At 28.2% G+C, this 26,584-nt stretch carries 20 protein-coding genes; 10 read left to right on the forward strand and 10 right to left on the reverse strand.

Annotated features, from left to right (window positions below):
* Positions 1 to 303 precede the first annotated feature (303 nt).
* The 3 genes from rplS to CXF68_RS12155 all read right to left on the reverse strand — a co-directional run bounded on the left by rplS (position 304) and on the right by CXF68_RS12155 (position 2,567).
* Positions 304 to 651: a 50S ribosomal protein L19 gene (gene rplS / locus CXF68_RS12145; protein ID WP_101045049.1), complete on the reverse strand. Its 348-nt coding sequence runs from the start codon at positions 649 to 651 to the stop codon at positions 304 to 306.
* 347 nt (positions 652 to 998) lie between these two features.
* Complete coding sequence (gene trmD / locus CXF68_RS12150; protein ID WP_101045051.1) at positions 999 to 1,676, reverse strand: tRNA (guanosine(37)-N1)-methyltransferase TrmD; 678 nt, start codon at positions 1,674 to 1,676, stop codon at positions 999 to 1,001.
* A 30-nt stretch (positions 1,677 to 1,706) separates the two neighbouring features.
* Positions 1,707 to 2,567, reverse strand: a complete 861-nt coding sequence (locus tag CXF68_RS12155) for an RluA family pseudouridine synthase (protein WP_101045053.1) — start codon at positions 2,565 to 2,567, stop codon at positions 1,707 to 1,709.
* A gap of 234 nt (positions 2,568 to 2,801) precedes the next feature.
* Here CXF68_RS12155 and CXF68_RS12160 point away from each other — a divergent pair, with 234 nt between their 5' ends.
* From CXF68_RS12160 to CXF68_RS12175, 4 genes are all read left to right on the forward strand, one after another.
* Positions 2,802 to 4,544, forward strand: a complete 1,743-nt coding sequence (locus tag CXF68_RS12160) for an FAD-dependent oxidoreductase (RefSeq protein ID WP_101045055.1) — start codon at positions 2,802 to 2,804, stop codon at positions 4,542 to 4,544.
* Positions 4,545 to 4,624: 80 nt separating this feature from the next.
* Positions 4,625 to 5,698: a hypothetical protein gene (locus CXF68_RS12165; RefSeq protein WP_101045057.1), complete on the forward strand. Its 1,074-nt coding sequence runs from the start codon at positions 4,625 to 4,627 to the stop codon at positions 5,696 to 5,698.
* 44 nt (positions 5,699 to 5,742) lie between these two features.
* The gene (locus tag CXF68_RS12170) at positions 5,743 to 7,512 is read left to right on the forward strand and encodes an FAD-dependent oxidoreductase (RefSeq protein ID WP_101045059.1); all 1,770 of its coding nucleotides are present in this window, start codon (positions 5,743 to 5,745) and stop codon (positions 7,510 to 7,512) included.
* Positions 7,513 to 7,534: 22 nt separating this feature from the next.
* Positions 7,535 to 8,305, forward strand: a complete 771-nt coding sequence (locus tag CXF68_RS12175) for a GH25 family lysozyme (protein WP_101045061.1) — start codon at positions 7,535 to 7,537, stop codon at positions 8,303 to 8,305.
* A gap of 118 nt (positions 8,306 to 8,423) precedes the next feature.
* Here CXF68_RS12175 and ggt read toward each other — a convergent pair whose 3' ends face one another.
* From ggt to CXF68_RS12210, 7 genes are all read right to left on the reverse strand, one after another.
* Positions 8,424 to 10,115 (reverse strand): gamma-glutamyltransferase, encoded by a 1,692-nt coding sequence (ggt, locus tag CXF68_RS12180; RefSeq protein ID WP_101045063.1) that lies wholly within the window; start codon positions 10,113 to 10,115, stop codon positions 8,424 to 8,426.
* Between the two features lie 4 nt (positions 10,116 to 10,119).
* Positions 10,120 to 10,707 (reverse strand): ACP phosphodiesterase, encoded by a 588-nt coding sequence (locus CXF68_RS12185; protein WP_101045065.1) that lies wholly within the window; start codon positions 10,705 to 10,707, stop codon positions 10,120 to 10,122.
* A gap of 51 nt (positions 10,708 to 10,758) precedes the next feature.
* Positions 10,759 to 12,411 carry a hypothetical protein gene (locus CXF68_RS12190; RefSeq protein WP_101045067.1) on the reverse strand — a complete coding sequence of 551 codons (1,653 nt, stop codon included), beginning with the start codon at positions 12,409 to 12,411 and terminating at the stop codon, positions 10,759 to 10,761.
* Between the two features lie 10 nt (positions 12,412 to 12,421).
* On the reverse strand, positions 12,422 to 13,609 hold the full coding sequence (locus tag CXF68_RS12195) for a DUF4249 domain-containing protein (protein WP_101045069.1): 1,188 nt from the start codon (positions 13,607 to 13,609) through the stop codon (positions 12,422 to 12,424).
* 10 nt (positions 13,610 to 13,619) lie between these two features.
* Positions 13,620 to 16,355, reverse strand: coding sequence for a TonB-dependent receptor domain-containing protein (locus tag CXF68_RS12200; RefSeq protein WP_232771652.1), 2,736 nt, complete (start codon positions 16,353 to 16,355; stop codon positions 13,620 to 13,622).
* Between the two features lie 5 nt (positions 16,356 to 16,360).
* The gene (locus CXF68_RS12205) at positions 16,361 to 17,050 is read right to left on the reverse strand and encodes a hypothetical protein (RefSeq protein WP_101045071.1); all 690 of its coding nucleotides are present in this window, start codon (positions 17,048 to 17,050) and stop codon (positions 16,361 to 16,363) included.
* Positions 17,051 to 17,890: 840 nt separating this feature from the next.
* Entirely contained in the window at positions 17,891 to 19,354 is a 1,464-nt protein-coding gene (locus CXF68_RS12210; protein ID WP_101045073.1) for an aminoacyl-histidine dipeptidase, read from the reverse strand.
* A gap of 93 nt (positions 19,355 to 19,447) precedes the next feature.
* On the opposite strand from CXF68_RS12210, the gene recR reads away from it, so the two are divergent.
* The 6 genes from recR to CXF68_RS12240 all read left to right on the forward strand — a co-directional run bounded on the left by recR (position 19,448) and on the right by CXF68_RS12240 (position 26,159).
* Positions 19,448 to 20,068, forward strand: coding sequence for a recombination mediator RecR (gene recR, locus CXF68_RS12215; protein WP_101045076.1), 621 nt, complete (start codon positions 19,448 to 19,450; stop codon positions 20,066 to 20,068).
* Between the two features lie 151 nt (positions 20,069 to 20,219).
* Positions 20,220 to 21,446, forward strand: coding sequence for a phage integrase SAM-like domain-containing protein (locus CXF68_RS12220; protein WP_101045078.1), 1,227 nt, complete (start codon positions 20,220 to 20,222; stop codon positions 21,444 to 21,446).
* 34 nt (positions 21,447 to 21,480) lie between these two features.
* Entirely contained in the window at positions 21,481 to 22,101 is a 621-nt protein-coding gene (locus CXF68_RS12225; protein WP_157821918.1) for a hypothetical protein, read from the forward strand.
* Positions 22,102 to 23,003: 902 nt separating this feature from the next.
* Positions 23,004 to 23,534, forward strand: coding sequence for a hypothetical protein (locus tag CXF68_RS12230; protein WP_101045083.1), 531 nt, complete (start codon positions 23,004 to 23,006; stop codon positions 23,532 to 23,534).
* A 302-nt stretch (positions 23,535 to 23,836) separates the two neighbouring features.
* Positions 23,837 to 25,168, forward strand: a complete 1,332-nt coding sequence (locus tag CXF68_RS12235; RefSeq protein WP_101045085.1) for a hypothetical protein — start codon at positions 23,837 to 23,839, stop codon at positions 25,166 to 25,168.
* A 226-nt stretch (positions 25,169 to 25,394) separates the two neighbouring features.
* On the forward strand, positions 25,395 to 26,159 hold the full coding sequence (locus CXF68_RS12240; protein WP_101045087.1) for a hypothetical protein: 765 nt from the start codon (positions 25,395 to 25,397) through the stop codon (positions 26,157 to 26,159).
* Positions 26,160 to 26,584: the final 425 nt, after the last annotated feature.

Consider the following 26,584-nt stretch of genomic DNA (forward strand, 5'->3'; position numbering starts at 1 on the left):
TTGTTATTGGATGCAAAAGGTTCTCTGGTATAGTTTTCTGTTTAAACACCTTTTTTAAAGTCGTATTTGATAGTGTAATAACATTAAAATATAAATTTAAACAAAAGAGTTGTTATGGTTTTGATGTGTGGACACGACTGTCTTTACTTAAGATAGTTATTATAATACTATTGTAGTTAATAGGTATTTATAGTGGTTGTTTTGAAAACTTATTTAATAAAATGTATAAGTTAAAAAAATAAACAAAAAAAAGCATCATAAATAATTATGATGCTTTTAATTTCTTGAGTAAGAAAAAAGATATTAGTTTCTTTTTTCTTTAATTCTTGCTTTTTTACCAGTAAGACCTCTAAAGTAGTAAATACGAGCTCTACGTACAACACCTTTTTTGTTTACTTCTATTTTTTGAATAGCAGGTAAATTAACAGGGAAGATACGTTCAACTCCTACAGTACCAGACATTTTTCTGATTGTAAAAGTTTCAGAAGCACCAACACCTCTTTTTTGGATAACAACACCTCTAAAGAACTGAGTACGCACTTTTTCTCCTTCTCTAATTTCGTAATACACTGTTAATGTATCTCCAGCTGCAAATTCTGGTAATTCGTTTCTTGTTACAAATTCGTCTTGAACAAATTTTACTAAATCCATTGTAATGATATTTATATGGTTGTTTAAAGCAACATTCACGATTTTCGTCAGAGGTTGATTTGTGGCTGCGAAATTAAGAATTATTTTTTTGAATGAAAAATTAAAGTTGTTTATTTTTTATACTGATAATTAGTGTAAAAGTTTTTAATACAGATACTTTATCAACTTGAAGTTGTTTCTTTTAATAGAGGTTTTATTTTAATTTTTTTCTTAGCATGTAAGAAAACAACTTTTAGTTTATTTAATTGCTATAAACCATTAATTAAGCAATCAAAATACAGAACTATGAAAACGATAATGTATTTAACTATTTATGTATTACTAAAAAGTATTTATAATATGTTTTCTTATTCGTCTAATAAATCAGGTCTTATGTTTTTAGTATGCAAATATGCTTTTTCACTTCTCCATTCATCAATTTTAGGGAAGTTGCCAGATAGTAGCACTTCAGGAACTTTTAAACCGTCATATTCTGCAGGTCTTGTATAAACAGGAGGAGATAATAAATTATCTTGAAAAGAGTCTGTTAAAGCAGATTGTTCATCGCCTAAAACACCAGGGATTAAACGAACAACAGCGTCACATAAAATAGCTGCTGCTAATTCACCACCTGTTAAAACATAATCACCAATAGAAATTTCTTTTGTAATAAATTTATCACGAACACGTTGGTCTACACCTTTATAATGCCCAGTTAGAATAATTATGTTTTCTTTTAGAGAAAGTGTATTAGCAATAGATTGATTTAAAGTCTTAGCATCAGGCGTCATATAAATAATTTCATCATATGTTCTTTCCGCTTGCAGTTTAGAAATACATTTATCAATAGGCTCTATCATTAAAACCATACCAGCTCCACCGCCAAATTGAGTGTCATCTAGTTTTTTGTAAGAACCAATTCCGTAATCACGTAAATTATGAAAATGAATTTCAGCTAAACCTTTGTCTATAGCACGTTTCATCATAGAATGTTCAAACGGGCTTTTTAATAAATCTGGAGCTAGGGTAATAATATCTATTCGCATGTGCGCAAAGATATATTTTTTAAAGGGAAATTAAGATGTAAATATTTTTTTGAATTTACTAGGAAGTTCCTTTGTAGCGATAACTTGCTCTTTTGTAAAAGGATGTATGAATTCTAAAGTTGATGCATGTAAATACAACCCCTTTCCTTTTAAAACTAATCCATCAATATAATGTTCTTTATCACCTAGTATGGCATTTCCTATATAAAGAATGTGTTTTCTTAGTTGATGTTTTCTTCCTGTTTGTGGCTGTAGTTTAACTAAGTTTAAACAATTAAAACGTTCAGATAATACAGTTTTTATAACTTTATAAGAAGTAAATGCGTTTTTGAAATCAATAGGAGAATTAATCTCTCCGTTATCTTTCATTTTACCTATGGTAATTGCGTGATATGTTTTTTTAATTTGTTTAAGTTCAAACAACTTATTTAAAGTAATAATACTTGCGCTTGTTTTTCCTATTAATAAAAGCCCGCTTGTTGGGTAATCTAATCTATGTACAGGCCTTGGGCGTACAGCATCAGGTAAGTTGCTTTTACTTAAGTTTTGTAATAAAGCATTATCTATAGTTGCAAAAGAATTACCACTAACTAAAATTCCAGATGGTTTATAAATTATAGCTAAATAATCATCTTCAAAAAGTATTTCTAAAGGAAAACTGAACTGTTTAAAAGTCGAACCTTCCTCTGTTTTATATAGTTGTATACTTTCACCTCCTTTTATAAATAGAGCAGTAGTTGCAATTTGACCATTAACATAAACCAAATCTTTTTTAATAGCTTTTTTAATTCCTGATTTTGTTGGAATAGTTTTAAATATACCAACTCCATATTCTTGTAGTCGAATTGCTTTCTCTAATAAAGGAACTTTATGTGAATCAGAAATTTTCAAAAAATAAAATTTAAATGAAGAATGATTTATTACGTCAAAATTAAACAAACCGTTTTAATTAGTCTCTAGTTTTTTTAGATGAAATAGCTTTATCATTAAAAATAAAGCACTCTTGATTGTTATACCTACGTTTAAAGAAATTTATTAAACTTTTAAGAAGATTATTAATAATTTAGGACGTGAAACGTATTAGTACTATATAAAAAATTAGTAATAAATATTAAAAAATACATAATGAAAACATATTTACATAGTCTATTAAAAGAAGAAGAAGATCCAATTGATAAAAAATACTTAGAATATATTCAAAATGGGTTTCCAGAAAGAAAAGGAGAAAAAAAAGATATTTTAGTTATTGGTGCTGGAATGGCAGGCATGGTAACTGCCTCAATTTTAAAAAAATCAGGACATAATGTTACTATAGTAGAGGCCAATACACGTATTGGAGGAAGAATTAAAACATTTAGAAATACGGAAGAGAAAAAATATTGGGAAGATCCATCATTATATGCTGAAGCTGGAGCGATGCGTTTACCTGATTTTCATTATATGTTAATGGAATATTGTAAGCAACTTGATGTTGATTTAGAACCATTTTATTATGTATCTGTAGATAAAAAAGAAGCTTTGAAAAACAAGGAAGAAGCTTATGAAAATTATAAAAAACTCAGTTTAACATTTCCTAAGAAAACATTTAACTCGTTCTTATTTGTTAATTATAAACAGGTACGACAAAATGTTTATAATGAGAGTACTAATATAAATGAGTTGTTAAATTATAATTTACAAGAAAGTGTTGACCCAGAAGTTTTAGGAGAAAATCAAAATGCGGGTGATTTGTTAACCAATGCAATGCAACCTCTTATAGATTTTATTGCTATTAACCCTGTAGAGAATTGGCCAAAATTAATTGAGAAGCTAGGGGAATATTCGATGCGTAGATTTTTAAAGGAGTTTACGAATTACTCAGAGAATGCAATTGAAATGATAGGAGTACTTCAGAATTTAGAATCACGTATGTCATATGATTTTATTCAAAGTTTTATTGAGTCTAATATTATTAAAAATGACACTGTTTTTTGGCAGGTAATTGGAGGGACAGATGTAATTACAGAAAGGTTTTATGCAAAGTGTAAATTAGCAGAAATTACTCATTTAGATACTAGAATGACAGATATTTACTTGAGAGATGGAAAAGTGAAAATTTCTACTGAAATTGAAATTAAAAGAGAGGCATCTTATTATGAAAAAAGAGGCTATAAAAAACAAGAGGTATCAGTTTCTAACATGGAATTTGACGAAGCAATTGTTACCGTCCCTTTTTCAGCATTAAGAATGGTACACGTTTGGCCTGAGTTTTCACAAGGAAAAAGAAAAGCAATCCGTGAACTTCATTATGATGCAGCAACAAAGGTGCTAATTGAATTCAAAGAAAGATGGTGGGAAAAAGCCCCATATAATATTGTTGGAGGAGGAACTATTACTGATTTAGCAAATCGCTTTATATATTATCCAAGTCAGGATATAAATGGAAAAGGTCATGGATTAATGTTAGCTTGTTATTGTTGGGCTGATGATGCTAGAAAATGGGATTCTATGAGTCATATGGATCGATATATTTATGCATTAGATAATATTGCTGTAGCACATGCGCCAGATGATTTAAAGGAACAGCAACGGATTAAAAACCTATCGGTATTTGATCCAGAAGCGCCAGAAGCAATAGGATATGTAGATAAAATAAAAGGAGCAGCTACTGTAGCTTGGATGCAAAATCCATATGCTTTTGGTGAAGCAGCGATCTTTTCACCAGGTCAATTAAATTTATTACAGGCTGACATTGAAAAACCAGAATGGGATGGAAAAGTGCATTTTGCAGGAGAACATGCCTCGCTAAAACATGCTTGGATAGAAGGCGCTATAGAATCTGGTATTCGTGCGGCTTTAGAGGTGAATGAAACACCGGTAAGCTTTTAAAAAGGGTTACCTATTAAAATAGAATGCTCCATACAAAGAGTTAAAGTAAATCATATAAACTAAACTAATTTAAACATAAAATGAAAACGAAATTAAAAACAGCAATACCAGCAGGTTGGATTGGAGGATTTGCAGCGTCAAACCCTGCATTTGCATACCCAACCCCAGATCTTAGCTCATTACCAATGCCAGATAATATGTTGAATATAGACAAACTTCAACGACAACAAGCAGTGAAATGGCCAGAATTCAGTTGGGAAACACAAATGGGAAAACCAGATTCTAAGCGATGTTATCAAATGTTTGCTCCTGATATTTCTAGAATTGGATATACAGATACTGGAAAAGTATATTCTATTATTTGCCCACAACAAGGTATTAGTTCTCCTTCTTTAGGAACCTTAAATGTAGAGGTTACAGTTACAGGAACAAGAGGCTGGGTAAATGAAGATAATAAAGAATTGGCTGCCGATATGGGGGTTGTTGGTAAAATATGGTTTAGCCCAGGAGCAAAACAGAATTTTATAGTAAAGCAATTGTGGGATCATTTTGAAAAAAGTTACTTGCCTTTTCCTTCAAAAAAATCACAAGCAATAGTTGTTTTTACAAGTTTAGTTGGAGATTCTGAACAACCAGTATTTCCTTTAAATAAAGGGGAGAGTAGTGGTTTTCCTATTCCTGACTTTGCGAAACACGAAGCAGCAGCTTGGACTGTTGGTAATTTAAATGTACAAATTGGAGCCATTAAAAAAACAGGGTATCCAGTAGTAGATGAATTTAATAAATTTATTATGGACGTTTTCAATTTAGGATCTGGTAATATGTTACAAAAAGATAATATACTTACATGGAATGTTTGGTTTACTCAACCAGAGTTAGTTGATCAAGATGAATGGGCAAGTCATGCAAGAAAGTGGAGAGAATCTATTGATGCCGACCATGGCTCACCAGAAGGTCCAGGAACAATAGCAAGATATTATGATGGAACACCTTTTAAAGTTGGTTTAGGTACTTTAAAAGATGATGTAGAAAGTGAATTGCTTAAAGTTACAGAAGAGACTATAAAAAAAGAAGAGCACAGTAAGCTTTTTAATTTCTTAGAAAAAATTGAAGGAGAAGAGAAAGATAAAATTCTTGCTGCTTTAAAAAAATAAATATTAATTAATAATACAGAATAAAATTTATTCCCCCTATAATTATGAAAAACGATATGTATACAGTTAAAATTGACCAAGAAGCGATTGATAATTTTAAAAAAGCTTTTTGCGATTGTATAATAAAACCTAATTTTTGGCAACCCTCAGGAGATAATTCATATAATGAATTAAGAAAAGTTTTTAATAGAAGATTCGATTTCATGCCTTCTTTAATTGTACAGCCACATAATACAGAGCATGTGGCTATAGCAACTCAATATGCAACTGACAATAATATACAAATTACTGTAAAATCTGGAGGCCATGACCATGAAGGAGAATGTGTCGCTACAGGAAAAGTATTGATTGATTTTGCTCTAATGAATAAGACTGATGCTTCTTTAAAAAATTATCCTATAGAAAAAGGAGAGGTTAAACAAATAAGTATTCAACCTGGTGCAAAGTTTAAAAGCATAAAAGAAGTATTAGATAAAGAACATTTAGGTATTCCACACGGAACATGCCAAAGTGTTGCCATCGCAGGATATACGATGGGAGGAGGTTGGGGGCCTTGGACTCGTAAATATGGAATGGGGTGCGAACGATTAATGGGGGCAACCATCGTTTTAGGAGATGGTACTGTGAAATATTTAGGATCTAGTGTTTTTTATAATAAAGAAAAAGCTACTGAAGGCAATACTGAAGGTGCAACTAGTAAATTATTATGGGCAATCCGTGGAGGAGGAGGATTGAGTTATGGTATTGTAACTGAATTTTTCTATGAGCCTTTTGAATTACCAGACATAGCTTCTAGTTTTCATATATCTTATGATATGCTTCCTGTATTCAAAAAAATAAAAGCGACAGCAGTTATTGAAGCATGGGAAAGTATAACAACACCAGGAAAAAATAATCAACTAATAGGGACTAATTTAAAGGTTGTAGCGAAACAGGTTACTAGTAAAAAGGAAATATCTAAAAATGCAGTTTTAGACTGGACACTAAACGGACATTTTGGAGGTACGCGTGAAGAGTTGAAAACAATGATGATAGAATGGGGGAGTTATTTAGTTAAATTGATAGAAAAGGATCCTGATTTTAATAAAGAAGAAAAGATAGAAATGATAGCTGCTGTTATTGAAGGATTGAAAATTAAGTTTGATGAATTAACTAATGACGCACATATTCTAACTTTTATTAAAGGAGTTACTAATGGGTATCCATATACTTTTGAGTCATGGGATAGGTACTCTGTTACTGCAAAAGAAAATGGGTTGAGTTTAGAAACTGATTGTCCTGCACCTCATAAAATTACATCAAGAATGCCAACAAGTAGTTGGGATGACAAGAGTAGAGAACAGTTAGTTTGTTCATTGCAATCAATATTATTAAAAGGAATTGAAGAAACAAATATTTCATCATACATTACTTTGGGAGCTATTCAGGGAGACTTTTATGGAACTAAAGAAGCTAGAGAAAAATCTGCTTTAAAATGTGCTTTTCCGTTTCAGGAGAGCGCTTTTACAATTCAATACCAAACATGGTGGGATATGCCTACTCAGAGTGAAACTGATTGCAAATGTAAAATGGATGAAAATACAATCGAAAAAGTAATTCCAACACGTTTTTATTCAAATAGAGCTTTAGATTGGATGGAAGTATGTCGTGATTATATAATAAATGAAACTAATGGTTCATTTATTAGTTTTAAAGATGCTTCTGTACCTACTAAAAATTATTTTGTAGATAATTACGAGAAATTAATAGGGGTAAAGTTGGATTATAGTAAGGATAAAAAATGTATTTTTAAATCAAGAAAAACTATTTTATAACTATTATATAAAGTTAACAAAAATGAAAAAAATATCAACATATGTTTTTTTAATACTAATTATTATTAGTTGTAATCAATCTAAAAAAGAAACAAAAGTTAACAGCTCGATTTTAAAGAACGAAACTAAATCTAAAAAAGTAACAAGTAATGCTCCGTTATTTGTTTATGGTATTGATATTTCTAAATATCAAGGTGATGAAATTACTGAGTTAAGTAAACAAAAAGATAGTTTAAGTTTTATTATTTGTAAAGCTACTGAAGGAATTACGTATACCGATCCAAAGTTTAGTTATAATTGGAAAATGATTAAAGAAAAATCATTTATAAGAGGCGCTTATCATTTTTATAGAAGTGATGATGATCCTATAGCTCAGGCCAACCATTTTACGAATACTATTGCAAGTATTAAAAAATCAGATATTCCACCGATAATAGATTTTGAAGTTGGAGGAATTGATGTATCACAATCTGTAGAAGAAGTTCAACATACATTAAAAATTTTTATTAATCAATTAGAGAAAATACTAGAACGTAAACCTATAATATATACAAGTGTTTCTACAGGGAATAAGTATTTGAATGATTCTTTTTTTGCAGATTATAAATTATGGATAGCTAATTATAATGGAGAAAAATCTCCTGATTTACCTAATGCTTGGAAAGAAAAAGGATGGTTAATGTGGCAAAGGTCTGATAGTTATAAGCTTGATGGTGTAACTGATGATTTAGACATGTTTAATGGTAGTTTAGAAGAATTTAAAATATTTATTAAAAATAGCAGTATCAAATAAAAATAAATTTAAACCTAAACTTTTACATATTATTTTTGGTTTAAAGACAGTTTGATTTTTTGTAATCTTGATAAAAATCAAACTGTTTTAGTATTTTTTTTATAGTTTTATTTAATAATTAGAAACCAAGTGCTTTGTCATCTCCTCTAGGATCGGCTCCACCTTCTAGTTTTCCATTAGGTAATATTAAAATGGCTGCAACCTTTCCGATTACAGGTGAGTCTTCTTCGTTTAAAATGTAACCAGTTTTTTGTAAGTTTTGCTTTACAGTTGTGTCAAATTTATTAGGCTCCATCATAATAACATCAGGTAACCATTGGTGATGAAATCGTGGTTGGTTAACAGCTTCTTGCATTCCCATTTTAAATTCATGTACGTTTAAAATGGTTTGTAAAACAGAAGTTATAATTGTTGATCCACCAGGTGTTCCTACAACCATCCATAATTTTCCGTTTTTTTCAACAATAGTAGGAGTCATAGAGCTTAACATTCGTTTTTCAGGTGCAATTTCGTTAGCTTTAGCTCCAATTAAACCAAACATATTTGGTGTGCCAGCCTTACTACTAAAATCATCCATTTCATTATTTAAAAAGAAGCCTAAATCTTCGCAATATAATTTTGAGCCAAATGCCGCGTTTATAGTAGTTGTTGCTGATACAGCATTACCGAATTGATCTACAATAGAGTAGTGAGTGGTTTCGTTACTTTCAACCATTTCTACACTTCCATAAGAAACATCTTTAGAAGAGGTTGCTTTATTAAAAGAAAAGTTATTCATTCTTTCTTTTATGTATTCTTTACTTGTTAAAGTTTTTAAAGGAATATTTACAAAATCAGGATCTCCTAAAAAATGACTTCTATCTGCATAAGCACGTCTTTCAGCTTCTGTAACAACTTGTATTGTTTTTGTTGTGTTGTGTCCGAATTTATCTAAGTTGTAAGGTTCAATAGCATTCATAATTTGAGCTAAACAAATACCTCCACTAGAAGGAGGTGACATAGATATAATACGTAAGTCATCATACTTAAAAGTAATAGGTGTTCTCCATTTTACTTTATATTTAGCTAAATCTTCTTCGGTCATAATACCTCCATTTTCTTGCATAAATTTTACAAGACGTTTTGCGGTATCTCCTTTATAAAACTCATCACGGCCATTTTTTAAAATACGCATTAAAGTATTAGCTAAAGCGTTGTATTTTATAGTGTCATTTTCTTTCCAATTTTTAGAAAAAAGGATAGAATCTTTATTTGCTTTAAGAAAAGATGGTTGATGTTTTTTTATTTTGTAAGCTTGTTTTTTTGTTACAATAACACCTTTTTTTGCTAATGCAATTACAGGTGTTAATATATCAGCAATAGGTAGTGATCCAAATTTTTTATGAGTAGCAAAAACACCAGCAATTGTACCAGGTATACCTACGGCCATTGCGCCAAGTGTACTTTTGTATTTTATAACATTTCCATTAGTATCTAAAAACATTTTTTTTGTAGCGGCAATTGGTGCTTTTTCACGATAATCTAAAGCCCCAATTTCTCCATCTTTTTTTCTGTATATCATAAAGCCACCACCACCAATATTACCAGCATACGGATAGGCTACTGCGAGCGCAAGTTCTGTGGCTGCCATTGCATCGAAAGCATTCCCTCCTTTTTTAAGAATGTCAGTTCCGATTTTAGAAGCTTCTTTACGAGCAGAAACAACCATTGCTTTATTTGTAATTAAGCCAATTGTTTTTTCCTTTTTTGTAACTGTTTTACAGCTTAATAAATTAATAAGTAAGAAAGTAAAGAAAAAGCCTTTTTTCATGATTTTAAGTTGTTGGATTTATTTTAGAGTCACAAAATTTACGTAAGTCTTCAAAAAATAATGTAAAATCATTTTCAAGTAATTGGTAGTGAACTAACAGGTCTTCAGAAGCTAAATTCATTTGAGATTTTCCTTTAGTGCGCTTGTTCATACCGTTTAAGACTTCTTGAATACCATTAGCAAACTGATAATTATATAACCAGTTATACTTTGTTAAAAATGGAAGTATTTCTTGTGTCTTTTCAGGAAGAATATTGTAATTATCTTGTAATAATTTATAAACTGATTTAACGTAAGTATTTAGTGGTATTTGTGAGTAAGTATTCCAGTTTCTGGCTAAAAAATGATCATAAAAAATATCGATTATAATTCCATCGTAATGACCATAGCGTTCATGTAATCTACGCTTGCTTTTTCTAACAATATGATGAGTATCTGTAAAAGTATCTATTTCTCTATGTAAAAAAATACCTTTTTGTATTTCCTCATGATAATGAGAAAATTTATTACCTCGTATATGATCGGCAATAAAGTTACCAATCATTAAATCAGTATTATTACCAGAAAGATATAAATGTGCTAAAAAATTCATTTTATAAATGTAAACAAAAAACCACAACTGATCGATCAGTTGTGGTTTTTATTAATCGACAAAAAAAGTTTTTATTAATGATATTGGTTTTCCTTTTTGAGTAAAACCTTCAATTTCAATTTCGAATTCTCCTGAGATATCTGAAGTGTAAAAAGTAATTTCTTTCGTAGATAAATCAACATTGGGGTTCCAGTATAGTTGGGTTCTATAATCAGGAATTCTTTTTGTTTTTTCAGGTACATCATGCATTTGAAAGAAATATTCTTTCAAAGAAACAGGTCTAAGTATATCAATCTGACTTACATATTCTGAATTTGGTTTAAAGTCTTTTTTAAAAGTATTAACATAAAGTATTCCTTGATATAAAACACTTCCAAAAAGATATTTGTTTTTTACTAAAGAGAACGATTTTATCTTCTTGGTATCATATTCCATGAAGTCTTGATGGTTAAAGATTATGTTACCATCAACAACTAATAAACTAGGTAGTTTTGTGTCAGTTTTTAAATTAGAATCACGAACATGTATATAATTATTGTTTTTATTTTTAGTTAGCCAAACATCATTTAAAATTTCAATAATAACTTCTTTAACTGTTTTGAATTGTTTATAATCACTTAAAGTATAAGTTAAACTTATTTTATCAAAAATATTTTCTTCTATAATTAAGGGCAATTCTAAGTTTTTTTTGACTTCGTGATATGAGTTTTCTATTTGCATATACTCAGTTCTTTTATCAATTAGATTCATTAATTTGTCATCTAATTTTAGATACTTGAAGTTTTTAAATTGTTTATATAATGGAATGTTTTTAATTTTAATTTTATAATTTCCCCTCTCTTTATTTAGAACTTGAATAAAAGCAGTAGAAGAATCATTGTTGCTAACATTGAAGTAAAACTCACCAAGATCATTAGTTATTGAAGTTCTAAAAAAAGGATTAGTTCCTAATATTGACAAACCAAGTTTAATATTCGATATTTCAGCAGAAATACTATCTGATTGTAATATTTTACCCTGAATTAGTTGGCCTCTTAATTCTGGGAGAAATTTAGTTTCAGATATTTTTTGAGAATACGAATTTTTATTAAAAACATCTCTAATGTTTTTCTTTAAGGGGATATTTATAGGTTGTTTTTTATTAACAGATATAGAGAAATTACCTTTAATATTTTCTTCGATTTTTAATATCACTTTTTCTCTATTCAAAAATTTTTCTTTGTTAATTTTAAGATTGTATTTTGAATTTTTATTAGAAGTATATGTGTTTTTTTGTATCGTTTTTGTTCCGCTATTTTGTTTTTCAATAAAAGGATTTACAATGTATAGATCATTTTCAAAAAAAATCTGTTTATTCCTAGACCATTGTGTATAAGAAATGAGCTTATAAGTACCAGTTTTTAGCTTTGATTCAATAAAAATATCTCCATAACCAGTTCCATTATTTAATTTTACTTTTTGTTTTATTAGACTTTTGTTATTATCATCTATAATTTCAACATAAGCAATCTTACTATAAGGAGATAATTTTTTTTGAGATAGATTATAAATTTTATAATATAGGTTTTCTCCAGTTAATAAAAAGTTAGAACTAAAATGGATGTACGTTTTCTCTATAGGTAAGTCATCAGTATTTGATTGGGCTATAGCTACTATTGTATATAATGTGAAAAGAATTAGTATAATATTTTTTTTCTTTTTCATAATTTATTTCTTAATCAATCCAGAATACTGGTTTTACGTTAGTTCCTTGCGCGGTACAATCACCGCATATTCTTTTTGTTAAATAATAAGGGTTTTCATCATCAGTTTTAGCAAAAAAAATATAACCGTTATTAAGCGCTCTAATCAAAGGAGATTCTTTTTTATCTCCAGAAGCAAGACTTGTTTTTAGTATTTTACAATTTTCATCAAAAGTAGGTTGAAGACTTGTAAGTTCATTTCTATTGAAAAACACTCTTTTTTCAGAAACTGATGCAACACTAAAGTAACCAATAACACTTTTGTCTGGTTTTTTTTTAGATTGAATATTCCCTGTTAAATTCCCTGTTTGTATTTGAGAGAAAACATTGTTTATATCTGAAAATTTATTTAGTATATTATAATAATTATAAGCTTCGAAGCTTTCTACATATTGTTTGACAATTATTGTATATCTGTGCATATATCTTGAAGAAAGTATTAAGCCAGAATAAGATAAAAATCTTAAAGGATAATTAACAACATTATTCTCGACTAATGACTTTGTTTCAGTTTGGAATATTTTATCTGAATATTTAGTTTTATAACAAACTTTATCTCTATTAATGTTTTTTTTAGTTTCGATTTTTATTCCAAACGGAGGTGTATCAGAAGTAACGATGATTGTGTCTTTAGACCATAAAGGAGGCAAAATATTATAGGTTTCGTTGTATTCAAATCGATAATAATTTGCATTATCATCAATAGTAGAACTATTAACACTAATCATTACACCCTCTTCATCAAAGAAGCTTTGAGTGGGTATAGAAGTTATATTTTCTATTTTAGACTCTGCTGTAATTTTTTCTGCTCTAGAAGAATATACTTCTCCATCACTAGTTTCAACTTCTAGAGTATATTCGGTGTTTTTTAAAGCGCTAAAATCAGTTTTAGATCTATATTTCCCTGTACTAATTTCTTCAAAATTATATGTGTTTTTAAACTCATCAATAATTTTAACTAATGCTCCTCCCTCTAATTTATAACTTAAAGAATCAATAGGTATAGTTCTTGATAATTTAATTTCGTGCTTTTTAAACTCACTTGTAATTATGGCTTCAATTACAAGTAACTCTTTATTTTGAGTTGTAGATTTAATTTCAATTGGTTCAATACAGCTTATCGCAATAAAAAATAAAAAATAATAGCATGTTTTTTTCATAATATAATCGTTAAAATTTTAAATTGTACGTAATTGTAGGGACAGGAAAAGAGAAAATAGAGCTTCTATAAGCATTAATATTTTCGCCTTCAGTTCTGAAAAACACAGAATAAGGATTGTTTCGTCCAAGTACATTATATATAGAAATATTCCAAAAGCTATGGGCTAGTTTTTTTATTTTATGGTTGCCTTCAATATTAAGTCCAATATCTAATCTATAGTAATCAGGTATTCTAAATTCATTTCTATTACTATAAGTTAAAAACTCTATTCCTTGATAAGAATATTTTCCATTAGGATAAGTAACAGGTCTACCTGTTTGATAATTAAAATTACTTGATAAGCTAAACCTTTTAGTTAACTTATAATTTAAAATTAAATTTAGATCATGAGGTTTGTCATAATTTGTTACAAAATAATTACCGTTATTTATTCTTTCTTCGTTAAATTCACTATCTAATTTTAAAAGAGACTTAGAATAGCTATAGCCTAACCATCCATTTAATCGTCCCATTTTCTTTTTAATCAAAAACTCAATACCATATGATTTACCAGGACCTTGAAGTACATCGGTTTCAATTGTTTCGTTCAATAGTAAATTAGCTCCAGTTTTATAATCTAAAATGTTTTTATACTCTTTATAATAGCTTTCTAAGCTTATTTCATAATTAGAAGTAATTAGATTCTTAAATATACCAAAAGAAGCTTGTATTCCTTCTTGAGGTTTAATATTAATATTAGATAGTCTCCAGGTGTCTATAGGTGAGGCACTAGTATTGTTGTTTAATCGATGTATGTATTGAAAAGATTTATTAATTCCCGCTTTAATTGAGAAACTGGGTGTAACTAAGTAGCTAGTAGATAATCTATAACTTAGACCTTGATACGTTTTGTAAATCTCATTTTCATCATACTGCAATGTATTCGTTAAAGTTGATTCATTTTTAGGTAAGTTTTCTCGATAAATCCTTTGGTTAGATGCTCCTAAAGCAAGATATTGAGAAAAACGTAAGCCTAAATTTATAGTTAATTTTTTATTTATCTGATATTTATCAGATAAGAATATTCCATTTTCTAAAGCTCTTTCCTTATTTATACTAAGAGGAGTTACTAAAGAATTTTCATTACTTGGTTTTATTGTTCCTGGAGATATATTGTATAATTTAGACTCTACGCCATAAGTGAAATTATGTTTTTTTGAATGAAGATATTTCATTTTTAACTTCATACTCATTTCATTAATTTTGTATTTTAGATTGAAGGATTTATTGCTATTGTTTTCATAATCAATATTAAAAGTATAGCTACTATTAGAAAGTATTAAATTTCCAATATTTTTATCATTAAATTGATGCCTCCAATTTAAAGAAGCAATAGTATTGCCATAAGAGTTAATCGAATCTGAAGCTATTTGGTATTTATCTTTACTATAATAACCTGTTAATTTTATTGAATTGGTCTCATTTATTTTATGATTATATTTTGTTATTAAATCATAAAAATTTGCACTACTATTTTTGAACCTTTTGTTGTCCAAAGCATTTAATAACCAATTAGAATAGGTACTTCTAATCCCTATCATTAACCCTGCTTTTTCTTTAATAATAGGTAATTCAAGGCTTATGTTACCAGTAACAGGTCCAATAGAGGCTTCTCCTTTTATTTTTTTTGTGCTAGCGTCTTTAGTTTTTAGATCAAAAACAGAAGAAATCCTACCGCCATATTCGGCTGGTATATTTCCTTTATAAATTTTTAAGTCATTAGTTGTAAAAGGGTTTATTGCTGAAAATAAACCTAAAAAATGTGTAGGGTTATAGATTACACCGCCATCTAAAAGAAATAAGTTTTGATCGACTTTTCCACCTCTAACATTTATTCCTTCAGCTCCTTCTCCTGCAGATTTAATTCCAGGTAATGTTGTTGCTGCTTTTAAAATATCTCTTTCTCCTAATACTTGAGGGATAGTTTTAATATCCTTAGCTTTTATTTGAGTAATACCTATTATTGATTCCTTAATATTATTACTAAACTGATTAGCATTAATTATTATCTCATCTAATTTTTCAGACTCTTCATAAGCCTGAAAATTTAAATTACCATTACCATATAAAATAATACTCTTCGCATCATTTCTAAAACCTGTAAAAGAAGTTTCTATATAGTTTTTTCCGTAAGTAAGTTTTAAACGATAAAAGCCCTCTTTATTCGTGGTGGTAGATTTATTTTTTTTTCTTTCAAAAACATTAATACCTTCTATTGGTTTTCCTGTTTTTTTATTCTTGATATAACCAGAAAGTATATAGGTGTTATTATTATAATTATTATTATCTTTTCCTATTTTTAAAAAATTATAATTATCTATTATAGGTGTTTTAGAAAGAAAATTTAGATTGTTGTTTTGTAACTGTTTATAGTCTTTTTTTTGATAACTACTTTTATGAATTAAATTTCCTTTTGTTAGTATAATTTTATTTTTATCAATAAAAAAGTTTAGATCAGAATTATCTAGAACGTGATTTAAAATAGAAGAAATATTTAAGTTTTTAAAGTCTTTGGTTATAACTTTTTTATCTAACCATTTTTTTAAGTAAAAAAAATTATAAGTAGTTTTGCTTTCTATTAAATTAATTATTTGTTCTTTATTGAGATTATCTATATTGATAGATAACTTATCTGTTTTATTTTGAGCTAGTAAATTAAAACTAATTGTAAAAAATATAGCAAAAAACATCTTATCTATTTTCATGCTTTTTATTGATTTTTTGGATTCAGTGATTCTATTAAATTTTTAATAAATAAACCAAAATTATCTTTTCGGATAAAACTATTCTTTTGATTGAATTTTTTTATCTGTTTTTTTTTATCAGGAAAAACTTTGAAAATGTCTTTTACTTTATTGATAACATAATTTTTGTTTTTAAAATTGATTAAATAAAAAATGTCTTTTTCAAACTTGTAATAACTAAAATTTTTATCTAATTTTTTGTGTTTTTTTTTGATATATTTTTTGTATAGTTTTATCTCCTTTTTTAATAATAAAGTTTCTAAAAAACCAAAATCAGTGTTATATATAAAATCAGTATTGTTTATCTTAAATTTTTCAACAAGATGAGAGTGAAGTTTGATAGGGAAGTTTTCATACCCTTGAGTTATATAAATAATTAAATTATCATCGAATAAATCATATTTCATAAGAACATTACTGAAAAACTGATTTCTATAAGAAACTTGCCCTATTCTAAATTCATCTACTTCATAGTAATTGTGATTACCATCTATCTTTTTGTATTTGTTTTTGAATAGTGTACCGTAACTTAAATCGGTGTTTTTTTGACCTATGATTTCGTCGAAATAGTTATAGAATTTTTTTTCATGTTTCTTTTGAGAGAAAAGATTATAATTGACTATTAATAAAAGTGATAGCAGTATTTTTTTTTTCATTTTTATCCACAATTTTATTTTTTACAGATTATAAATGTATAATTATAATTTTATAAAAATAAAAAAAACAATAAATAAATTTTAAATAAGGATAATATGCTGTATAATTATTCAGTATTTTACATTTTTTACTTAAACATTTCTGTTAGAGAAAAATGTTTTTTTCCGTTTTGAAAAAGGACAGTAATTGGATCTTGTTTTTTTATTTACGATTTTATCTTGATTGAAGTTTTTTCTATGTAAAATTTATTAAAATAGGGTTTTATCGTTGTTTTTTTTCTAAAAATATAGATGTATAGCTATATTAAGTAATTGAATTTAATGAAGATGTAATAACTTAAAATTTTATATAAATTCGTATCTGTTTTCCTTAATAGAATACTAAATATTTCTTTATTTAGACAAATAGATAAAGCATGATATTTAAGACGTTGATTATTTTTTTTACAGTAATTATCAACGGAAAGAATCTTTACTTAATCTTTAGGGGAATAAAAATAAATTTTTCACTTTAAGTAGTTGTTAATTGGTTATGTGTGTGTTGTGTTTTTAGGAATTATAAAAAGCATAAGTATATAGTATAGGGGGAGCAATATTAAAAAAAAAATAACCTCCTTTATTTTAAAAAAAATATATTTATAATTTTTATTTTGTGTTAATTTTATTTTTAGAAAAATAAAGAAACTACTAATTCCGAATATGCCTGAGAATCTGTGCAATTACATAAAAGAAAGTAACCGTTTTAGAAAATAACGCTTCATATGAAAATTCTCACGTTAAATATAATCCCTTCATTTTAACTTAAAATGAAGGGATTATATTATATTTAAATACTTTTTATTAATTTTTACTAGGGATGTTCTTTAAAATTTCTAATAAAAATTTCCAATATTTTTGTGTAGATGAAATTTGAGCACGTTCATCAGGAGAGTGTGGGCCTCTAATGTTAGGTCCAAAAGAAACCATATCCATCTCAGGGTAATTCTGACCTAAAAGTCCGCATTCTAAACCTGCATGACAAGCTGCAACATTTGGCTTTTCATGATGTAAATCTTCATATAGTTTAGCAACTATCTTTAATATTTCAGAACCTAAATTAGGTAACCAGCCTGGATAAGACCCTGAAAATTCAACATCAAATCCTGCTAATTCGAAAGCTGAACGTAGTGAATTTGCTAAATCCCATTTGTTTGAGTCAGAAGAAGAACGAGTTAAACACCCTATTTTAATAGCTCCTTCTTTTACTAAAACACGAGCAATGTTATTAGAGGTTTCTACTAATCCTTCAATACTTGGACTCATGCGATACACACCGTTTAGAGCAGTATACATTGCTTTTATTAAGCCTTCTTGAATACCTAAGTCCATTACTTGTTTTGGTATTTCAATTTCTTTTAAATCAATTGATAAATTAGGTTCTATTAATGAAAATTCTGATTTAATAATTGTTATTAATTCTTGGATTTCAAATAAGAAAGGTTCTTTTGAAACAGTATCAATAACTACATTAGAAAAGCTTTCACGTGGTATTGCATTTCGTAAACTTCCACCGTTTATTTCAGAAATACGTAAACCGAAGTTTGTAAAACCATCAAATAATAAACGATTCATTATTTTGTTAGCATTTCCTAAGCCTTTGTGAATATCCATTCCAGAATGTCCTCCTTTTAAACCTGTAATAGAAATTGTAAAAGCAGTTGTATTCTCAGGAGTAGCTTCTTCAGTATATGTTCTTGTAGCAGTAACATCTACACCACCAGCACAACCCATACTAATTTCATCATCATCTTCAGTATCTAAGTTTAGTAAGATTTCACCTTTTAGAATTCCACCTTCTAATCCCATTGCTCCAGTCATCCCAGTTTCTTCATCAATGGTAAATAATGCTTCAATAGCTGGGTGAACAATTTCGATAGATTCTAAAACAGCCATTATAGATGCTACACCTAAACCGTTATCTGCACCTAAAGTAGTTCCTTCTGCTTTTACCCAGTCACCATCAATAAACATTTTAATTCCTTCTGTATCAAAATCAAAAACAGTATCAGAATTTTTTTGGTGTACCATATCTAAATGACTTTGCATTACAATCATTTTACGGTCTTCCATTCCTGAAGAGGCTGGTTTACGAATAATAACGTTACCAACTTTATCAACTATGGTTTCAAGATTTAGTTTTTTTCCAAAATCAACCATAAACTGAATGACTCTTTCTTCTTTTTTTGAAGGACGAGGTACTGCGTTTAAATCAGCAAAATTCTTCCAAACAGCTTTCGGTTCTAAATTTTTAATATCTGAATTCATTGTAAAATGTTTGTTTAAATTTAAAGCACGAAGATACTTTTTTTAAGTTAGATATGTTAGTGAATGCTCTTTGAAAAATTGTAAATTCGCGCCATGGATTTTTCGTCAAAATTACTAGAAAGGGCAGTAGATGAAGTGAGTAGATTACCTGGTATTGGTAAAAGAACTGCGCTTCGTTTGGTATTGCATTTGTTAAAGCAACCGAATGAGAATACAAAATTTTTAACTGAAGCATTAACTCATTTACGAAATGATGTGAATTCGTGCAGCAAATGCCATAATATTTCAGATACTGTTTTGTGTGAAATATGTAACAATCCTAATAGAAAAGCTGAAATAGTTTGTGTTGTTGAAGATATCCGTGATGTAATGGCAATTGAAAATACGGCACAATTTAGGGGCGTATATCATGTGTTAGGAGGAAAGATATCGCCTATTGAAGGTATTGGTCCGCAGAATTTACAAATAGAATCATTAGTGGCGAAAGTTAAAGAAGGTGAAGTGAAAGAATTGATTTTCGCCCTAAGTTCTACAATGGAAGGTGATACAACGAATTTTTATATATATAAACAGATTGAAAAGTGTAATATAACAACGTCTACAATTGCTCGTGGAATTTCTGTTGGTGATGAGTTAGAATATGCTGATGAAGTTACTTTGGGTAGAAGTATTGTTAATAGGATTCCTTTTGAGCAGTCAATTAAAGGAGCTTAATATACTGGTTTTATAGGGGGTATAGGTTATGTAGTCGTATTTGTTTAGTTTTTAAGGAGCTTTAAAAGTGAAGTTTTTAATATATTTATGTATATTTAGCGTAATTAATTTCACTTATAGTTCACTTAAAATATTTTACGACTTCACTTTTATGGCTTCAGCTAAATTAAAATTAAAAACTTCACAAACTTTAAAAGATTGTTCTCATCCTATAATAATTCAAATACTTAAAGATAAAAAAAAAGCAATAACAACGCTAAATATTAATTGTCATATTGAAGAGTGGGATATAAAAACGAACCTTCCTAAAAATAGAAGGCTTTCATTAATATGTCAAAAAAAACTTTTAGAATGCGAAGAGTTGCTGTTTGAAGGAATTGATAAAGGTTGGTCTTCAAAAAAAATTGCAAGCATATTTGCCGGAAAGGATACTAAAGAAATAATGTTTTTTAAATATTCTGCTGAAATTAATTTTGAAAATAAAATTGGTATTTCTACAAAATTACTAGATGCGTCTAAACTTAAAAAGTTTAAAAATTTTATAGGAGGTAAAGATATTTCGTTTAACGAACTAGATTTTCAATTACTATCTAAATATAAGAAGTTTTTAGAAGATGAAGGTTTAAAAAGTGCTACTAGATATTTATCAATACTTAGGCAAGTATATAACTACGCTATTGAACAAGATGATTTTGTACCTAAGAAAAACCCATTTAAATCGTCACTCTTTAGTAAAAAAATAACTACAACAACTATAAATAGAAACTTAAACTTAATTAAGACAAAAGAACTATTTAAACTTAATTATGGCACTGGTTGGGGAAAGTCTTATAAAGATATGTCGTTAGACTTTTGGAAATTTTGTTTTTTAATGCGAGGAATAAATTTTATTGAAATGGCGCTAATTAAACCAAAAGATATAGAAGGGGAGTATTTTAGTTTTACTAGAGAAAAATTAAAAACAAAAATTAATACTAAACAGAAAATTAAAATTTACCCTGAAGCTAGAGAAATTATAAAAAAATATTTTGTTAAAGGAAACGATTACGTTTTTCCATTATTAGAAAACGGATATAATAAAGATACTAGTATTAATGATTATAAAGCTTATAAACACAAGCTTACAGTAATAAATAGTAATTTACGAAACATAGGAAAAAAAGATTTAAATGTTGATTTTAATTTAACCTCAATGTCAGCTAGGTATACCTTTATAAATTTAGCAAAGTTAAATGAAGTTCCATTTCTTTATTTACAAGAATTATTAGGTCATAAAACTAAATCTACAACCGATATTTATTTAGATGTATTTCCGCAGGAAAAAATAGATAATTATCATAGACAAGTAATAGATAAAGTTCTTAAAGAATTGTGGTAAGTAAATAATGTTTAGTTTTGAAGTAAAAACAAAAATGAACAGAGCTTTAATTTATTTTATTTTATTGTCAGTGTTATTATCCTGTAAAAATTCAGTTTTAGAAGAGGATTTATCTTTAGTAAAAACATATACGGGGGCTGAAGATGTAATTATTGATTATAATGTTAATGATATTTTAGTCCATGTATATCAGGATAAAATGAATGACCGAGGAAAGAAGCTTTTTATACCAGTCCTTTCAGTTATAATCGATGGTTTCATGTCGAAATATAGACCAGAGGCTAATGTTAAAGGAAAAACTATTTTTAAATTTTATAATAAAAAGAATGAAATTATTGATGAGCAAAATATTTCAAATAATAAAATAAGAGAAGTGGATCAGTTTTTAGAGAAAACAAAAGAGATGTTTATTAAATTTAAAAAAGGGGAATCTATTAGAGATTATTTCTTGAACGTTAGTAATTTTAATTACCCTGTTTTTTTTAAAGAGCATTTTGAAGCAACAGAAGGTATGGATGTATACGGGTATTATTCAAAAGATAATATTAGTATGATATATGCATATTTTTATTTTGATGGTGGTGAGAAGGTGGAAAGTTATATTTTGGTTTATGATAAGAAAAAACAAAGAGTAGAGAGTATAAAAAAGGCCTGATTTTATTTATAAATTATAAGGTCTACTTACCAAAAAACACCTTTTTCAAGGTGTTTTTTTATGCAAAAAAATAAGAAAATGAATATTAAAATAAGTGTTGCAAAAGCGATAAGATTAAAGCAATAAAAAAGAGTTCATTTCTGAACCCTTGATTAATAAAGCTTTTTATCCCCATAAGAAAGCTATATATTCTCAAAGTTAAATTATTAAAGATAGAGGTATAGGTGTAAAACCATAAAATAAGTAAGGTGTAACCGTAAAATTATAGGCTTTAAAACAAAAGAAAAGAGCCATTACGGCTCTTTTCAATTAATCAATCTTTTAAATCCCCCCGGATTTAAATTTAATAGATCAAATATATATAAGGTCTTCTAAATTGATAAGTAAAATTTATTTAGATATAAAAAAAAACTGTAGAGTGGGTATCCTTTTATTACTAAATCATTCTTAAAGTCTTCTAACATAGTAAAATTTTTAATTTTTAGTTTTTAGTTTCTCAAAAATAACTACTAATAAATATAAAAGTTAAAGGAAATCCGTAATAAAAGTTACGAAAATCCGTAAAAATAAACATTAAAGAAGTAATAGCTTTACAAGCCTAAATAAGTAACGTTCATACCCGTTTTTACGTCTCTCATGCTTTAGAAATAAGCGTTTAGGTGTTTTTTTTATAAACTATTTTATTATTAGATGAAATTTGCAACGAAACAAGCGAAAATAGTAGCTGTAACTGTTTAAATTTAGAGTATTTCAGCGCTTTAAATTAATTAAAAATCTCTTAGATTTAGTAAAAATATAATGGAAATTTATGTGTCAGCACATATATACCGTTGTTACAGGCAATTTAAAAGGCACGTTAAACCAAACAAAAAAAAGATTAATTAAATTAAGTATAAAGAATTATGGCAAAATCAAGTGTAATGGAAAATGCATCAACTACAGGAAACCTCATTAATTTCAAAACGAAATCAATGTCAACAGGTGCAGCAACTCTTCATCATGAAGTTTCATGGGAATCTAGTACTGGAGCTATCGCTGATTTAGGACACATAAAAACGAGAGAGCGAGTATCTTGGGATGCTGCACCCGCAGAATTTGGACCAAGTGGAGAATATGCACGTTCTGGTGTTCATAATGGACTAGGTTCTAACACAGCTAGTGGTGGTATTGGAATTGATGACCATTCAATAATACCTCCTGGTTTTAATTTTAAACTTAACCAAGATGGCAGTTCTCAAGTTTGGACAATGAATCAACAATATGAAATGCAAATTAATGGGGGAGAATGGATGCCAGTACCAAGCGGACAATACCAAATTACTCGTTGGTTTGAAAGAAAAGGAGCAGACTTAATAGCCTACACAGCTAAAAGAGGAATTAATGATGGTTCAACGCATAGAGCTATGGTATCAGTGCCAAATTGGTTTAAATGATAAAAAATTAAGATGTTTTTTATGCTCAAGATTTGAGTAAAGAAACATTAGAATAGCAGTAGTTATCGGCTACAAAAAAAACGACAAAAAAGTTCATTGACGATAAATATTATAATTTGTATTCACTAAGTTAGAAAGTAAGAAACGACAAGAGTAGTTGTTGAAACTTAAAGTATTTCATAGCTTTAAATTAATTAAAAATCCCTTAGCTTTGTTTAAAAAAATATAATGGAAATATATGTACCAGTACATATATCCCGTTGTTACCACCAATACGAAAAAAGTTAATCACACGATATAAAATGGAATTAACAAGCATTACTGAAATTCGAGAATTAAAAAACTCAATCAAAGAACAAATTACAAAAATTGATAAATCTGTATATAATGATTCTTTCTATGGTAATGAAGATGAATATAGTTATCGTGGGCTTTTAGGAGGATTGGATTTTTTATTAACGGATATTACAACACTTACAAAAGCTCCTAATCAATTTTTAAAACTTTCAACTTACGATGAAAGACAAGCAATATTAACTGGATTAAAAAATACAGAATCTTATCTTGAATCTCCTAATCAGCTTTGGAGACAACTTGATAATTTAAAACAAGCAATTAGACCATTTCATATAAGATATACTCAAGAACGATTATTAAATTTCGACGAAGAAATATCAAATGTAGGTCGTAAAAAACAATTATTAGAAGAGGAAATTGAAGTTGTAAAAAAGACAAAATTAGAGAATGAAGAATTACTAGTTGACTTAACCGATAAAAATGAGGAACTATCTAATCTTTTGGAAGATTTAAAGGAACGAGTTAATAATACTAATGACAAAAACGAGGAATTATTAGAAAGAATATCTGTATTAGACGAGAAAATAGCAGAGGGAAATGGTTTAATAACTTCGGCTAAAGAAACTGTCGCAAATACTAACGAACAACTCGAAGAAGCAAAGGAAAGTACCTCTACTATTAAGGTTTTTGAAGAAAATGTAGAAAAAAGACAAATACAAGCTGATTCAATTGACAAACGTACACAAGAATACAATACTAATATTGAAAATTTTGAAAAAGAAAGAGAACAATTAAATAAAAAAGCTAAAGATACAATTAACCAAGCCTTAACAGCTTTAGAATACAATACTGCCAGAGGCCTTAGCGCTTCCTTCCAAACGCAACTCGATAAAATTGAAAAAAGCAATTATAAACAATGGTTACTAGGAGCTGGATTCTTTTTATTATTAACAATTGGAATTGGTATTTGGATTGTTTTATCTGGACATACTGATATTTCTGGTACAATTGGACGTATAGCATTAACTCCTTTCACTGTTATAGGAGCTATTTTTTGTGCAAACCAATATATTAGACAAAAGAATGTAATAGAAGACTATTCTTATAAAATGGTCCTTGCAAAATCAATTGTTGGATTTTCAGAGCAATTAAATAATGGGCAAGATAATTCTGATGAATACAAGGAATATATTAAAATGGCATTATCTGAGATTCATCAAGACCCATTAAGAAAACGTTCTAAATCGGATAAAGATGTAGATGGTGGTATAAAGTCTGGGATTGATTCTGTAATTGACACAGCTCAAAAAATAGTTGGATTAACTAAAAATAAATAGTAAAGGTGGTAACACTATATATAACAAATTGGGCGATTAGTGTTTAATCCAAAGGTCTGTGTCTATTTGCAAAGTCGCCAAATCTTTTGATTTGGTATTAAAAGAGAAAAATTAAAACAAAATACAAAAGATTTGGCTTGTGGTTCAATCGAAGATAATTGCTTATTTTCTGCCCAACTTGCCATATATTTAACGTTAGCGTTTATTGTAAAATGAAAAACAACCAATGAAAGAAATAATAGAATTAGTATTTTATATAACGGGAATAATCAGTTTCCTATTATTAGGTTATGTATTAATTAAATTAATATTTACTAAAAAAGAAAAACAAAAATTGAATCTTGATTTTAAACTACCTAATTTCAAATTTAACTACCAATGGTTTTTTATAATTATTTTCACAATTCTCATAGCGTTCACACCATGGTTATTTACAAGGGAAGCAATTATTTCAGATTTTGATTTTTCAAAAACTGGTGATATAGGTTCTACGATAAATGGTATTACCGCTCCTTTTATTGCTTGGTTGGGGGCAATCTTAATATTTATTACTTTCAGAGAGCAAGTTAAAGCAAATAAAAGTAATCGAAATCAATATAATTTCGATGTAATTTCACGAAACTTAACAGAATTACAAAAACAACAGAGTGAATTGACAACCATATGCTCAGCTGCTCAAGATGACTTGAGTAATGACGGATATGATACATCAAACTTACAGGCAATTATAGAAAATATTAGACTGTTTCAGAATGTCGTTGTTTTGATTGAGAAGATGGATGAAAATGAGGATTTATTAAAGTCAAAAGCTGTAATTTTATGGGAAAATATTTATCATCCAGAAATCGTTAAAGTAAATAATAGGATAGTTAATATAGGGGCTATTAATGGCTTATTGCATTTATGTGGTAGCCCTCTTCTTCTTAGTAAAGATTTCAATTTTGTAGATGAGAAAATTAAAGAGTTTAAGAAAACAGGAATTGGATTATAAAAACAACAAAACGCTAACAAAAGCTAAATTTCATGTGCGCTTATGAGTAGTTTGAAAGTTTAGTACAATTAAGAAACACCAGCAAGCCAATTCAATTAGTTTGTTCAAAACATAAATATGTTAATTAAATCGACTTACTTATTTAGCGGTTTGATAGGGCAACTGTTTTAATCGCCCACGCAACTTAGCAAAACCGTTAATTCAGTATATATACTTACCACAAAACACCTCTAACGAGGTGTTTTGTATGTTCAAGATTTATATTTATTAAGTGGTTTGTTAAATGTTAAAATAATGTTAAAGAAAATAGGGGTAACCCTATTTAATGTAGGGGTATTGGGTATTGTAAATTAGAATAAAAGTATGTTTATTTGCTGAAAATTAAAATGAAAAACCTTCGACTGATGAATACTTAATATAAAATA

It is taken from the genome of Tenacibaculum sp. Bg11-29 (assembly GCF_002836595.1).
In the GTDB taxonomy this organism is placed as follows: domain Bacteria; phylum Bacteroidota; class Bacteroidia; order Flavobacteriales; family Flavobacteriaceae; genus Polaribacter.